Origin of the sequence: Mycobacterium sp. Marseille-P9652 (assembly GCF_902652685.1) — a bacterium.
Taxonomy (GTDB): domain Bacteria; phylum Actinomycetota; class Actinomycetes; order Mycobacteriales; family Mycobacteriaceae; genus Mycobacterium.
Genome location: NZ_CACRUY010000060.1, coordinates 1 through 13,713, shown reverse-complemented (window position 1 = coordinate 13,713; position 13,713 = coordinate 1). Strand labels below are relative to the sequence as shown.

Genomic DNA, 13,713 nt, shown 5'->3' with positions numbered 1-13,713 from the left:
ACCCTCAACCTCAACCATAGGGTTAGAGTTATGTCAAGTAGTTCCGTGCAACCAGAACGGTATGGGCACGGCGCGCGCTAACCCCGCAGGCGCGCCGACGGGCGGCGCGTGTTTTTTTCGTGCGCCGAGCGTGCGGCTGGCTTCACGTTCGGTCGACGTCACCCGTCGAGCGTCACGCCAGAGTGACGCTCGCCAGGACCGGGCTCCGGGCGCCTACTTGACCGTCGGCAGATCCGGGCTGGACACGTCGTAGGTGTGCCCGGGCTGCGTCAACAGCGCGGCCAGCTTCTCCGCCTTCTCGTCGGCGCGGTCGGTGGTCCCCCAGATCACCACCCGTCCGTCGCCCAGGGTGAGGGTGATCGACGCGGTCGACGGCGCCGCGATCTTGCCCACCTGGCCGGCGACCTCCGGGCGCAGGGCCGTCAACACCTGCAGCGCGGCCTTGGTCGCCGGGTCGTTGGGGCCGGGATCGGCGACGTCTAGGTACGGCAGCGCCGGCGGCGGCGGACCGGTGGCGAAGTCGACGCCGTCGCGGTCGAACAGGTGCGGGCCGTCCGGAAAGTCCTTGACCGCCACCGGAACTCGCTCGACGATGGTGATCCGCAGCGCGGACGGGTACTGCCGCTGCACGCGCGCGCTGGCCACGCGGCGGATGGCCGCCACCCGGTCGGCGACCTGGTTGGTGTTGATCTGCAGCAGCGGCGTGCCCGGTTTGACGCGGGCCGCGTCGAGCACCTCCTCGCGGGTCACCGTCCCAATGCCGGTGACGACGATGCTGCGCGCCGACATCGCGGGCGTGAAGTACAGCACGAGGGCCAGCCCGACTCCGACGACCGCCAGCAGCACCGTCGCCAGCAGCATTTTCAGGCCCCGCACGACGCCCCGCTTGGCCGGTCGCTCGTCGACGATCCGGCCGCTGACGCGGCGTTTGGCCTCCCGCCGCGCCTCCTCGATGGCCCGCGCGCGCTCCTGCGCCGCGCGGCGCTCGGCCCGTTCCCGCCGGGCCCGCCGGCGCGGTCCCTCGAGGTCCGCCTGGTCCGCCGGGTCCGCCGGGCCGGTGGGGACCGGCGCGGTGACCGCCTCGGCCGGTTGCTCCCCCGCCGTCTCGGCCACGTCGGTGCCGGCGTTGCCGGCCGGCTCCGGGATGGGTTCCTGCGGCGGCTCGCTCATCGCCGCGCCCCCGGGCGTCCCGGCGCGCTGCGGTTGGCCCGCGCCCGCAGCGCGGTCACGATCTCCGGCCCGAGCAGGGTCACGTCGCCGGCCCCCATCGTGACGATCAGGTCGCCCGGGCGGGCGACCGCGGCCACCTCCTCGGCGACCGCCGAGAAATTGGGGATGTAATGCACCGGCCGGCTGACGTGCTCGGCGACGGTCGCGCCGCTGATGCCGGCGAGCGGCTGTTCGCGCGCGCCGTAGACGTCGAGCACGAACACCTCGTCGGCCGCGTCCAGCGCGCGTCCGAACTCGGCGGCGAAAGCCTTTGTGCGCGAATACAAATGGGGCTGGAACACCACGATCGACCGCCCGCCACCGGTCTGCTCGAGGACCGTGCGGACCGCCGCCAGCGTGGCGCTGATCTCCGTCGGGTGGTGGGCGTAGTCGTCGAACACCCGCACCGACTCCGCGCCGACCCCCGAGGACCCCACCAGCTCGAACCGGCGGCGCACCCCCTCGAAGCCGGCCAGCCCGTCGAGCACTGTGTCGGCCGACGCTCCGATCTCGACGGCGGCCAGCAGCGCGCCCAGCGCGTTGAGCGCCATGTGCCGTCCGGGCACCGACAGCCGCATCACGCGCGGCTGCGCCTCGCCCGCGAGCCGGATGTGGGCGACCGCCTCGATGCCCTGCTGCTCCCACGAGAGCAACGCGCCGGCCAACCGGTCGTCGGGGCCCGACCCGTAGCGCAGCACCCGGATGCCGAGCTCGGCCGTCCGCTCGGCCAGCGCCGCCGCGCCGGGGTCGTCGGTGCAGACGACGAGCGCTCCCCCGGGCGCGATGCGCTTCATGAAAGCGTCGAACGCCCCGACGTAGGCGTCGGCGCTCCCGTAGAAGTCCAGGTGGTCGGTCTCGATGTTGGTGACGACGACGACGTCGGGCGTGTACTCCAGCAGCGAGCCGTCGCTCTCGTCGGCCTCGGCGACGAAGCAGTTGCCGCTGCCGTGGTGGGCGTTGGTGCCGGCCTCGCCGAGTTCGCCGCCGACCGCGAAGGACGGGTCGAGCCCGCAGCGCTGCAGCGCCACGATAAGCATCGACGTCGTCGTCGTCTTGCCGTGCGTGCCGGTGACCATCAGGGTGGTGCGACCGGCCATCAGCTTGGCCAGCACGACCGGCCGCAACACCACCGGGATGCCGCGCCGCCGGGCCTCGACCAGCTCGGGGTTGGTCTTGGGGATCGCGGCGTGGGTGGTGATGACCGCGGTGGGCCCGCCGGGCAACAGGTCCAGCGACGAGGCGTCGTGCCCCACCCGGATCAGGGCGCCGCGCGCCCGCAGCGCGTGCAGGCCGCGCGACTCCTTGGCGTCGGAGCCCGAGACCAGCGCGCCGCGGTCGATGAGGATGCGGGCGATGCCCGACATTCCCGCTCCCCCGATGCCGACCATGTGCACCCGGGCCAACTCGGGGGGCAGCCCGGCGTTCACCGTGGTCCCCCACCGCGGGCGCGCGTCGCGATGTCCAGGGCCGCCTGGGCGACCTGCCGCGCGGCGTCGCGGTGACCGACCCGGGCCGCGGCCGGCGCCGTGGCCGCCAACCGGTCGGAATCGTTGAGCAGCCCGGCGACGCGCTCGGCGACCACGGCCGGCGTCAACGCGGCGTCCGCGACGAGCATGCCGCCGCCGGCCTCGACGACCGGCAGCGCGTTGAGCCGCTGCTCCCCGTTGCCGATGGGCAGCGGCACGTAGACGGCCGGCAGGCCGACGGCCGACACCTCGGCGACGGTCATCGCGCCGGACCGGCAGATCGCCAGGTCGGCCGCGGCGTAGGCCAGGTCCATCCGGTCCAGGTAGGGCACGGCCACATAGGGCGGATCGCCCGGCTGCGGGGTGCGCAGGTCCAGGGTGTTCTTGGGTCCGTGCGCGTGCAGGACGGCCACGCCGGCGGCGGCCAGGTCGGCGGCGGCGCCGGAGACGGCGCGGTTGAGCGAGACCGCGCCCTGCGAGCCGCCGAACACCAGCAACACCTTCGCGTCGTCGGGGAAGCCGAAGTGCCTGCGCGCCTCGGCGCGCAGCGAGGCGCGGTCCAGCGCTGTGAGGGTCGCGCGGATCGGCACGCCCACCACCTCGGCGCGGGGCAGGCCGGAGGCCGGCACCGCCGACAACACCCGGTCCGCGCTGCGGGCGCCGACCCGGTTGGCGATCCCGGCGCGGGCGTTGGCCTCGTGGATCACCACCGGGATGCGGCTGCGCACCCGCGGGATCCCCCGCGCCGCCAGGTAGGCCGGAAGGGCGACGTACCCCCCGAACCCGATCACCACGTCGGCGTGCACCGCGTCGAGCACGGCGCGGGTCTCGCGGACGGCCCGCCACACCCGCGGTGGCAGGCGCGCCAGGTCGCCGGTGGGCTTGCGCGGCAGCGGCACGGGCGTGATCAGCTCGAGGTGGTAGCCGCGCCTGGGCACCAGCGTCGTCTCCAGGCCGCGGTGGGTGCCCAGCGCCGTGATCCGGACGCCCGGATCCAGGGCGCTGAGCGCGTCGGCGACGGCCATCGCGGGCTCCACATGCCCGGCGGTGCCGCCGCCGGCGAGCACGACCGACAGTGGGCGATGCGGCGACGGGTCGGGCGCCGGGGCCTGATCAACGGATGATGCGGCACCGGCGGGCGAGGGGCTTGCCCCCAGCCCGCCGGCCGGCCTTGTGACCCTGTCGTTCACCCGTAACGCTGACCTTCCAGTGCGCGTGCGCGCCGTGTCTGACTCTGGCCGGCTCCGCGAGCTGCGGAGCGCTGGCCAGATCCATGATGCCTTCCCCGCGTCTGAGCCGTGCCGCCAGACTGGCGGGGCCGCCGCGCCGGCGCATTCCGCGGCGGCGCGCCTGAGTCGCGCGACGCCTTGCGGGCGGGAGCCTTGGCGGCCTTGCGCGCGCCGTTGCCGGCCCCGTTGGCCGCCTTGCCCGACCCCTTGCCGGACCCGGCGCCACCGCGCTTGCGATCGCGGAACGACTCCAGGCGGCTCGGCACGTAGGGCTCGGGCAGGGGCAGGCGCAGGAACCTGTTCACCTTGTCGTCGCGCCCGGCGCGCAGCGCGGCCACCGCCTCGGGTTCGTGGCGCGCCGCGTTAGCCATGATGCCGATCATGAAAAGCGTTGCCGCCGTTGATGTTCCACCGGCAGAAATGAGGGGTAGCTGGATGCCGGTGACCGGGAGGATGCCGATCACATAGCCGATGTTGATGAACGCCTGGCCCAGCACCCACATCGTCGTGGTGGCGGTCAGCAGCCGCAGGAACGGGTCGGCCGAGCGGCGCGCGATCCGCATCCCGGTGTAGGCGAACAGCCCGAACAGGACCAGCAGGCCGAACGCCCCGACGAACCCGAGCTCCTCGCCGATGATCGCGAAGATGAAGTCGTTGTGCGCGTTGGGCAGGTAGTTCCACTTGGCCACGCCCTGGCCCAGCCCGTCGCCGAACACGCCCCCGTGCGCCAGCGCGAACTTGGCCTGCCGGGCCTGGTAGCCGGTGTCCATGGGGTCGTTCTCGGGGTTCATCCAGGACCGCACCCGGTCGGAGCGGTAACCCGCGGACATGGCCAGGACCGCTCCGGCCATGAAGACGGCCAGCAGCGAGGTGACGAACACGCGCAGGGGCAGGCCCGCGTACCAGAGCAGCGCCAGCAGGATGATGCCCAGCGACACCGTCTGCCCGAGGTCGGGCTGCGCGACGATCAGCGCCAGCGCGATCACGCCGGCCGGCACCAGCGGGATCAGCAGCTCGCGCAGCGACGCCCGTTCCATGCGGCGGGCCGCCAGCAGGTGCGCGCCCCAGATCGCGAACGCGATCTTGGCGAGCTCGGAGGGCTGCATCGAGAAGCCCGCGATCACGAACCACTTGCGGGATCCGTTGGCCAGGTTGCCGATACCGGGCACGAGGACGAGCACCAGCAGGATGATCGTGACGACGTACCCGGTGAACGCGACGCGCCGGATGAAGCGCACCGGCATCCGCAGCGCGAAGTAACAGGCGATGAGGCCGATCACCGTCCACATGACCTGCTTGCCGAAGATCACCCACGCCGAACCGTCGGCGTCGTAGGAGCGCACACCGGACGCCGAGAGCACCATGATCAGGCCCAGCGTCGTCAGCAGCCCCGCGACGGCGATGATCAGGTGGAACGAGGTCATCGGCCGGCCCAGCCACGCGCCGAACCGGCTGGCCGGGCCCTCCCGCGGCGGTTGCGTCGCCGGGGCCGCCGGTGGGGCGGTGACCTCGGGCGCCTCGTCGACGCCGGGTTCCGGTTCGACGGTGTCGTCCTCGGCCTCGACGGCGTCAACAGCAGCGTCGGGGGCGGCGGCGTCGATTTCGGCCGCGGTCTTCTTGCTCCGGCGCAGGCGCCGGGTCAGCGGGTTAGCCACACCCACCTACCGGGTCGCCGCGCGCACGGCGGCCGCGAAGGCGTCGCCCCGGTCGGCGTAACCGGTGAACTGGTCGAACGACGCGCCGGCGGGCGCCAGCAGCACGGTGTCGCCGGGCTTGGCGAGGCCACGGGCCGCGGCGACGACGGCCGTCATGACGCGAGCGCCGAGGGTCCCGGGCGAATTGTTGACTTCTGTCACATCTGTACCGATAACCACAGCAGTCGCATCCATACCAGCATCCTCGCCTGTCACAACCTGGACGACGGGGACATCCGGCGCGTGTCGCGATAACGCCTCGGCAACCGCCCCCCGATCACGGCCGATGAGCACCGCCCCGACCAGCCGCGGGGCGATCCTGGCGACCTCGGCGTCCAGCGAGGCGCCCTTCAGCAAACCGCCCGCCACCCAGACCACCCGCGGGTAGGCCAGGACCGACGCCTCGGCGGCGTGCGGGTTGGTGGCCTTGGAGTCGTCGACGTAGGTGATCCCGTCCGCGACGGCCACCACCTCGGCCCGGTGCCTGCCCAGACGGAACGACGCCACCGCGGCCGCGATCGCGTCGGCGGGCACGCCGACGCTGCGCGCCAGGGCCGCGGCGGCCAGGGCGTCCAGCACCCCGACCGGCCCAGGCACGGGGATCGAGTCGACCGGCAGCAGGACCAGGTCGTCGGCGAAGGCCCGGTCGACCAGGAGCCCGTCGCGCACACCCAGCTCGCCGGGCGCCGGCTCGCCGAGCCGGAACCCGACGCGCACCGGCGCCGGCGCGGACGGCAGCAGGGCGGCGGCCCGGGCGTTGTCCAGGCCGACGACCGCGACCCGGCCGTTGAGGGCCCGCGCCTTGTCGGCGGTGTATTCGACCATCGAGGCGTGCCAGTCCAGGTGGTCCTCGGCGATGTTGAGCACCACGCCCGCCTCGGGGCGCAGCGACGGCGCCCAGTGCAGCTGGAAGCTGGACAGCTCGACGGCCAGCAGGTCACCGGGGGCGTCGAGCACGTCGAGCACGGGATCGCCGATGTTGCCGCACAGCACGCTACGCAGTCCCCCGGCGACCAGCATGGCGTGCAGCATCGACGTCGTGGTCGTCTTGCCGTTCGTCCCGGTGACCACCAGCCAGCGGTGCGGCGGCCCGTACTGGCCGGCGGCGTCGAGGCGCCAGGCCAGCTCCACGTCACCCCAGATCGGCACGCCGGCGGCCGACGCCGCGGCCAGCAGCGGGGTGGCCGGGGAGAAGCCCGGGCTGGTGACCACCAGGGCGTAGTCGCCGATGCGCCGCATCGCCTCGTCCGTCGGGGCCGTCGCCACGCCGCCGTCGGCGAACCGGCGCAGCGTCTCGGGGTTGTCGTCGCACAGCGTTGGCGCCGCACCGAACCGGGTCAGGGCCGCCAGCACGGCCTTTCCGGTCACCCCGCCGCCGGCCACCAGCACCGGCGTCTCCGGACCCAGTGGTTCGAGACCGCTCATCACGCACCGATCGCGGCGAGCCACTCACCGTAGAACAGCGCCACACCCAGGCCGCAAGTGATCGCGGTCAGGAGCCAGAACCGGATGATCACCGTGGTCTCGGCCCATCCAGCCAACTCGAAATGGTGGTGGAACGGCGCCATTCGGAAGACCCGGCGCCCGGTGGTCCGGAACGCCAGGATCTGCAGCACGACGGAGGTGACCTCGGCGACGAAGAGCGAACCCAGCACGACGGCGAGGATCTCGGTGCGGCTGGTCACCGACAGCCCGGCGATGATGCCGCCCAGGGCCAGCGAGCCGGTGTCGCCCATGAAGATCTTGGCGGGCGCGGCGTTCCACCAGAGGAAGCCGATGCAGGCGCCGGCCGTGGCGGCCGCGATCAGCGCCAGGTCCAGCGGGTCGCGCACGTTGTAGCAGCCCAGCCCCGGGGCCGTGACGCAGGCGTTGCGGTACTGCCAGAACGTGATCAGCACGTAGGCGGCGGTGACCATGGCCATGGACCCGGCGGCCAGGCCGTCGAGGCCGTCGGTGAAGTTGACCGCGTTGGACCAGGCGCTGACGATGACGACGCAGAACAGCACGAACAGCCCGGGCGTCAGGGTGACGGTGGCGATCTCGCGCACGTAGGACAGGTCGGGGCTGCCCGGAGTGAGGCCGGCGCCGTTGCGGAACTGCAGGACCAGCACCCCGAAGATCACCGCGGCCGCGAGCTGGCCGAGCGCCTTGGCGGTCTTGTTGAGCCCGAGGTTGCGCGACTTGCGGACCTTGATCAGGTCGTCGACGAACCCGACGGCGCCCAGCGCGGTGGCCAGGCCCAGCACCAGCAAGCCGGATGCGGTGACGCCCTCGCCGTCGAACGCCAGGCCGGCGAGGTGCGTGCCCAGGTAGCCCGCCCAGATTCCGGCCAGAATGGCGACCCCGCCCATGGACGGCGTGCCGCGCTTGCTGTGGTGGGTGGGCGGACCGTCCTCGCGGGTCTGGTGACCGAATCCCTGCTTGGTGAACAGGCGGATCAGCACCGGCGTCAACAGGATCGACACCATCAGGGCGACGGCGACGGCGATCAGGATCTGTCTCACAGGCGGGCCCCGCCGTGGATCCCGCCGTTGGCCGCGAGGGCGTCGGCGAGCGCGCCCAGTCCCGCCGCGTTCGACGCCTTGACCAGCACGACGTCGCCGGGCCGCAGTTCGGCGCGCAAGAGGGCCAGGGCCGCGTCGGCGTCGGCCACGGTCACCGCCCCCCGATCGCCCTCGGCGCCCCAGGAGCCCCATCCCCCTTCGAGGACCGCTCCGTGGTGCATGGCGCTCACCGACCTCCCGCTTCCGACGACGACGAGTCGAGACACATCTAAGCGCACGGCCAGCCGCCCGATGCGATCGTGCTCGGTTATCGCGTCCTCCCCCAGCTCGGCCATCTCGCCGAGCACCGCCCAGCTCCTGCGCTTTTCGCCCTCGTCGGCGCCCCCGTGCGCGATCCAGGCGAGCGCTTGCAGGCCCGCGCGCATCGAGTCGGGGTTGGCGTTGTAGGCGTCGTCGATGACGGTTACCCCGTCGGCGCGGGTCGTCACCTGCATGCGGTGGCGCGACGCCGGGCCCGTCCCGGCGAGCGCGGCGGCGACCTGCTCGACGGTGCCGCCGCACTCCAGGGCGACCGCCGCGGCGCACAGCGCGTTGCTGACCTGGTGGTCCCCGGAGACCCCGAGCCGCACCGGCGCCTGCGTGCCGCGCGCGTGCAACGTGAAGCGCGGGCGGGCCAGCTCGTCAAGGGACACGTCGCCGGCCCAGACGTCGGCGTCCCGGTCGCGGCCGACGCGGACGACGCGCGCGGCGGTCTTCTGCGCCATCGCGGCCACGATGGGGTCGTCGGCGTTGAGGATCACCGCGCCGGCCGCCGGAACCGATTGCGGCAGTTCGGATTTAGTGCGTGCGATCGCCTCCCGGGAGCCGAACTCGCCGAGGTGCGCGGTGCCGACGTTGAGCACGACACCGATGGCGGGCCGGGCGATCTCGGCCAGCGCGGCGATGTTGCCGGGGTGCCGGGCCGACATCTCGAGGACCAGGAAGTCGGTGTCGCGGGTCGCGCGCAGCACGGTCCACGGGTGCCCGAGCTCGTTGTTGAAGGAGCCGGGCGGGGCCACCACCTCGCCCAGGGGCTCGAGCACCGTCCTGACCAGATCCTTGGTCGAGGTCTTGCCCGACGAGCCGGTGATCCCGATGATCGTCAGCCCACCGGCCGCCAGCTCGGCGGCCACCGCCCGGGCCAGCTTGGCCAGCGCCGCGAGCACCGCGGCGCCCGACCCGTCGGCGTCGTGCTCGAGCACGCCGGCCCGCGCGGCCGCGGCGGCGGCGGGCCGCACCACGATTGCGGGAACGCCGACGGGCCGGGCGGCCAGCACCGCGACCGCACCCGCCGCCACGGCCGACGCGGCGTGATCGTGCCCGTCGGCACGCGCCCCCGGGAGCGCCAGGAACAGGCCGCCGGGACCGATTGCGCGCGAGTCGAACTCGACGGTCCCGGTGACGCGCGTCGCGGCGGCCGCCTCGGGTGTGATGTCGGCGAGCGTCCCGCCGACGATGTCCGCGATCTGGGCGACGGTCAGGTCGATCACCGGCGAGTTCCCAACGCCTTCAAGGCCTCCCGGAGCTCTACCCGGTCGTCGAACGGGCGCGTGTGGCCGCCGCCGCTCTGCCCGGTCTCGTGGCCCTTGCCCGCAACCAGCACGACGTCACCCGGGCGCGCCCAGGCGACCGCGTGCCGGATCGCCGCGCGCCGGTCGCCGATCTCGACCACCTCGGCGCGGGCGCCCGCTTCGGCCGTACCGGCCAGGATCTCGCGGCGGATGGCGGCCGGGTCCTCGCCGCGCGGGTTGTCGTCGGTGACGACCACCAGATCGGCCAGCTCGGCGGCGGTCGCGCCCATCGGCGCGCGCTTGCCCGGGTCGCGCTCGCCGCCGGCGCCGAACACCACCGCCAGCCGGCGGTCCGGGCGCTTGAGGGTGCTCAACACCGCGCGCAGCGCGCCCGGCTTGTGGGCGTAGTCGACCAGCGCGAGAAAGCCCTGGCCGCAGTCGATCTCCTCCATCCGGCCGGGCACGCGGGCGTCCAGCAATCCCGGCGCCGCCTGCTCGGGCGACACGCCCACCAGGTCCAGGATCGCAAGCGCAACAAGGCAATTGGCGACGTTGTAGTGGCCGGGCAGTCGGATGCCGACCCGGTGGTGAACGCCGGCGGGGTCGACGACGGTGAACTGCTGGCCGCCCGCCCCCAGCGGCGCCACGTCGGCGGCGCGCCAGTCGGCCGGGCGGGCGAAATGCTCTGCGGTGCTCACGGTTACGGCGTCCCCGGCGCGCTGTGCCATCGCCTGCCCGGCGTCGTCGTCGACGCACACCACGACCTTCCGCGCCCGGAGCGGGGACGCCGGGTCGAACAGCAGGGCCTTGGCCTCGAAGTAGTCGGCCATGGTCGGGTGGAAGTCGAGGTGGTCGCGCGACAGGTTGGTGAAGCCACCCACCGCGAACGCGGTGCCGTCCACGCGGCCGAGCGTCAGCGCGTGGCTGGACACCTCCATCACGACGGTGTCCACGCCGCGTTCGACCATCGCCGCGAGCATGGCCTGCAACGCCGGCGACTCCGGGGTGGTGAGCGCGCTGGGGATGCCCTCGCCGTCGACCCGGATGCCGATGGTGCCGATGAGCCCGGCCGTGCGCCCGGCCGCGCGCAGGCCCGACTCCACCAAATAGGTCGTGGTCGTCTTCCCGGAGGTTCCGGTGATGCCGATGACGGCCACCTTCTCCGAGGGGTTGCCGTACACCGTGGCGGCCAGGCCGCCCAGCACGCCGCGCGGCGCGGGGTGCACCAGCGTCGGCACGGTCGCGACCCGGTCGCCCATCTCGGCGACGCCGGCGGCGTCGGTGAGCACCGCGACGGCGCCGGCGGCGATCGCGTCGCCCGCGTACCGGGCGCCGTGTGTCGACGAGCCGGGCAGGGCGGCGAACAGGTCGCCGGGGCGCAGGTCCTGCGCGCGCAGCGTCACGCCGGTGACCGGCACGTCGGGGATGACGGTGCCGCCGTCGGCGAGCACGGCGCCCACCCGGTCCGCCAACCCGGCCAGCGGGACCCCGGCGACGGAGCCCGGGCGCAATCCATCAGACACCGCCCTCACCTCCGTCCCGGCCTCACCCCATGATGGCCATGACACCCTACCGAGCCGCGCCCGACGTGTGGCGCCGCAACCGCGCTCGGCGCCGGGAGGTCAGGTGGCCTGCAGGGTCAGCGGCGGTCCCGGGTCGGGCGACAGCGGCACGTTCTCCCGCTGCATCAGCCAACCGGCGATGTTGTGGAACAGCGGGGCCGCGGAGTGGCCGGGCGTGCCGTCGGCGTTGCGCTCGGGGTTGTCCATCATGATCCCGATCACGTAGCGGGGATTGTCGACCGTGGCCATGCCGGCGAAGGTGATCCAGTAGACGTTGTCGAAGTAGCAGCCGCAGGCCGGGTTGATCTGCTGCGCGGTGCCGGTCTTGCCGGCCATCTGGTAGCCCGGCACGCCGGCCGCCGGCCCGGTGCCCTGCTGATATCCCATCGGGTCGCGCTGCACGACGGCGCGCAGCATGCCCCGCACCGTCTGCGCGGTCTGGGGCGACACCACGCGGACGCCCTCCGGCCGCGGCTCGTCGGTGCGCGTGCCGTCGGGGGCGATCGTCGACTTGATGATGCGCGGCGGGATGCGCACCCCGTCATTGGCGATCGCCTGGTACATGCCGGCCATCTGCAGCAGGGTCATCGAAAGCCCTTGTCCGATGGGCAGGTTGGAGAAGGTGCTGCCCGACCACTGGTCGATCGGCGGCACCAGGCCGGCGCTCTCACCGGGCAGCCCGACGTTGGTCCGCTGGCCGAGCCCGAACTTGCGCACCATGTCGTAGAAGCGCTCGGGCCCGACGCGCTGCGCCAGCATCAGCGTGCCGATGTTGGACGACTTCCCGAAGACGCCGGTGGTGGTGTAAGGCATCACGCCGTGCTCCCAGGCGTCATGGATGTTGACCCCGCCCATGGTGATCGAGCCGGGCACCTGCAGCACCTCGTCGGGGTTGGACAGGCCGTACTCGATCACCGACGCCGCGGTGACCACCTTGTTCACCGATCCCGGCTCGAACGGCGACGACACCGGCAGGTTGCCCAGCTGACGGTCGCCCTGCTTCCCGATGTCCTGCGACGGGTCGAAGGTGTTGTCGTTGGCCATGGCCAGCACCTCGCCGCTCTTCGCGTCGAGCACGACGGCCGAGACGTCGTGCGCGCCCGACACGTTCTTGGCTTGCTGCACCTGCTGCTGGACGTAGAACTGGATGTCGTCGTCGATGGTCAGCTGCACGGTCGAGCCGTTGACCGCCTTGTGCCGGTTGCGGTAGCTGCCGGGGATGACGACGCCGTCGGAGCCGCGGTCATAGGTGACCGAGCCGTCGGTCCCGGACAGCACGGAGTCCATCGAGTCCTCGAGCCCCAAAAGCCCGTGTCCATCCCAGTCGATGCCGCCCACGATGTTGGCGGCCAGGGACCCGCCGGGGTATTGCCGCAGGTCCTGACGCTCGGAGCCGACCTCCGGGCACTTCTCGGAGATCGCGCTGGCGATGGCGGGGTCGACGGCGCGGGCCAGGTACACGAAGTTCTCGTCGCTCTGCAGCTTCTTCAGCACGGTCGCGAAGTCGGGCTTGTTGTTCAGCCGCGTCGAGACCTCCTTGGCGATGTCGCGCAGCCGCTGCTGCGGGTCGGGCGCGGCCGAGTTCTTCGCCCGCGCCTCGTCGAGTTGTCGGCGAATCCGCTTGGGCTGGAACGTCAGTGCCCGGGACTCGGTGGTGAACGCCAGCTGGTCGTTGTTGCGGTCGACGATGCTGCCCCGGACCGCCTTCTCGACGTCGGTGACCTTGAGCTGCCCGGCCGCCTGGGCGCGCAGCGTCGGCGCCTCGGTCACCTGCAGGACGAACAGCTGCACCGCCGCCACCACGATCAGCACCAGGATCACCGCGTTGCCCGCCCGGTGCCGGAAAACGAACGACGCGCCGCGCGTGCCGGCTTCCACGATCTGACGGGTGCGACGCTCCCGCGCCGAGTGGCCGGCCGGGGCCGCCTCCGCGCGAACTTCTTTCGCCTCCTTGGCCTTCCGCCACCTGCGGGGCTCGCGAACGTCGGGCGCCGGCGGCGCCTGCCGCTTGCGCGACCGCTTCGGCACCGCGGGGTCGTCTGCCTGCCGGGCCTTGCGCGGACCGCGCGCCGGCCCCGAACGGCGCGCCCGCTTGTCGTCCCGGCTCATCGGCCGGCACCCGGCGTCACGGCGGCGGGGGGTGCCAGCGGTGCGCCGGCCGGCGCCGGTTGCGGAATGACGCCGGCGATCGCGGGGGCCTGCGGCGGCGCCGCCCCCGGCTGCACGAGCACCGGCACCTCAGCCGGCGGGGCCAGCGGCGCAGGGGCCGGCGCCGGAATGGGCAACCCGCCCAACGGGATCGACACCTCGGCGGGGCCGGGGGCGGGCTGTCTCTTATAGAAATCCGACGCTGCCGACGATACTCCCTGCGGAGATGTCGGCGGGGCGGGCTAAACTGAAAAAAAAAAAGACACAGCAAGATGCTTCTACATCGTAGCTGCAGCTGACGATCTGCTGTATTCAGCATGGTTGACAAGATTACGACCTTGTCACCCGGCG

The 13,713-nt window shown here is 73.0% G+C and carries 10 protein-coding genes; all 10 read right to left on the bottom strand.

The features are described 5' to 3' along the window. Positions 1-213: 213 nt before the first annotated feature. The 10 genes from GPY60_RS22705 to GPY60_RS22660 are packed head-to-tail and all read right to left on the bottom strand — an operon-like array spanning position 214 to position 13,520. Positions 214-1,170 (bottom strand): cell division protein FtsQ/DivIB, encoded by a 957-nt coding sequence (locus tag GPY60_RS22705; protein WP_156689946.1) that lies wholly within the window; start codon positions 1,168-1,170, stop codon positions 214-216. Further along, entirely contained in the window at positions 1,167-2,597 is a 1,431-nt protein-coding gene (gene murC / locus GPY60_RS22700; protein WP_231639789.1) for a UDP-N-acetylmuramate--L-alanine ligase, read from the bottom strand. The genes GPY60_RS22705 and murC overlap by 4 nt, the downstream gene beginning before the upstream one ends. 35 nt (positions 2,598-2,632) lie before the next feature. Further along, the gene (gene murG / locus GPY60_RS22695) at positions 2,633-3,865 is read right to left on the bottom strand and encodes an undecaprenyldiphospho-muramoylpentapeptide beta-N-acetylglucosaminyltransferase (RefSeq protein WP_156689945.1); all 1,233 of its coding nucleotides are present in this window, start codon (positions 3,863-3,865) and stop codon (positions 2,633-2,635) included. Beyond that, entirely contained in the window at positions 3,862-5,505 is a 1,644-nt protein-coding gene (gene ftsW, locus GPY60_RS22690) for a putative lipid II flippase FtsW (protein WP_156689960.1), read from the bottom strand. The genes murG and ftsW overlap by 4 nt, the downstream gene beginning before the upstream one ends. A 60-nt stretch (positions 5,506-5,565) precedes the next feature. Further along, positions 5,566-7,023, bottom strand: coding sequence for a UDP-N-acetylmuramoyl-L-alanine--D-glutamate ligase (gene murD, locus GPY60_RS22685; RefSeq protein WP_156689944.1), 1,458 nt, complete (start codon positions 7,021-7,023; stop codon positions 5,566-5,568). Then, on the bottom strand, positions 7,023-8,102 hold the full coding sequence (mraY, locus tag GPY60_RS22680) for a phospho-N-acetylmuramoyl-pentapeptide-transferase (protein ID WP_156689943.1): 1,080 nt from the start codon (positions 8,100-8,102) through the stop codon (positions 7,023-7,025). The genes murD and mraY overlap by 1 nt, the downstream gene beginning before the upstream one ends. Further along, positions 8,099-9,631 carry a UDP-N-acetylmuramoyl-tripeptide--D-alanyl-D-alanine ligase gene (locus tag GPY60_RS22675; protein ID WP_156689942.1) on the bottom strand — a complete coding sequence of 511 codons (1,533 nt, stop codon included), beginning with the start codon at positions 9,629-9,631 and terminating at the stop codon, positions 8,099-8,101. Before GPY60_RS22675 ends, mraY begins: the two co-directional genes overlap by 4 nt. After that, positions 9,628-11,220, bottom strand: a complete 1,593-nt coding sequence (locus GPY60_RS22670) for a UDP-N-acetylmuramoyl-L-alanyl-D-glutamate--2,6-diaminopimelate ligase (RefSeq protein WP_156689941.1) — start codon at positions 11,218-11,220, stop codon at positions 9,628-9,630. The genes GPY60_RS22675 and GPY60_RS22670 overlap by 4 nt, the downstream gene beginning before the upstream one ends. A 54-nt stretch (positions 11,221-11,274) precedes the next feature. Further along, the gene (locus tag GPY60_RS22665; RefSeq protein WP_156689940.1) at positions 11,275-13,323 is read right to left on the bottom strand and encodes a peptidoglycan D,D-transpeptidase FtsI family protein; all 2,049 of its coding nucleotides are present in this window, start codon (positions 13,321-13,323) and stop codon (positions 11,275-11,277) included. Further along, positions 13,320-13,520, bottom strand: a complete 201-nt coding sequence (locus tag GPY60_RS22660; protein ID WP_197283791.1) for a hypothetical protein — start codon at positions 13,518-13,520, stop codon at positions 13,320-13,322. Before GPY60_RS22660 ends, GPY60_RS22665 begins: the two co-directional genes overlap by 4 nt. Positions 13,521-13,713 lie beyond the last annotated feature (193 nt).

Bases quoted from the DNA above. Each gene is read 5' to 3' on its own strand.
- GPY60_RS22705 (WP_156689946.1), bottom strand. From the start codon at position 1,170: ATGAGCGAGCCGCCGCAGGAACCCATCCCGGAGCCGGCCGGCAACGCC.
- murD (WP_156689944.1), bottom strand. From the start codon at position 7,023: ATGAGCGGTCTCGAACCACTGGGTCCGGAGACGCCGGTGCTGGTGGCC.
- GPY60_RS22665 (WP_156689940.1), bottom strand. From the start codon at position 13,323: ATGAGCCGGGACGACAAGCGGGCGCGCCGTTCGGGGCCGGCGCGCGGT.
- murC (WP_231639789.1), bottom strand. From the start codon at position 2,597: ATGGTCGGCATCGGGGGAGCGGGAATGTCGGGCATCGCCCGCATCCTC.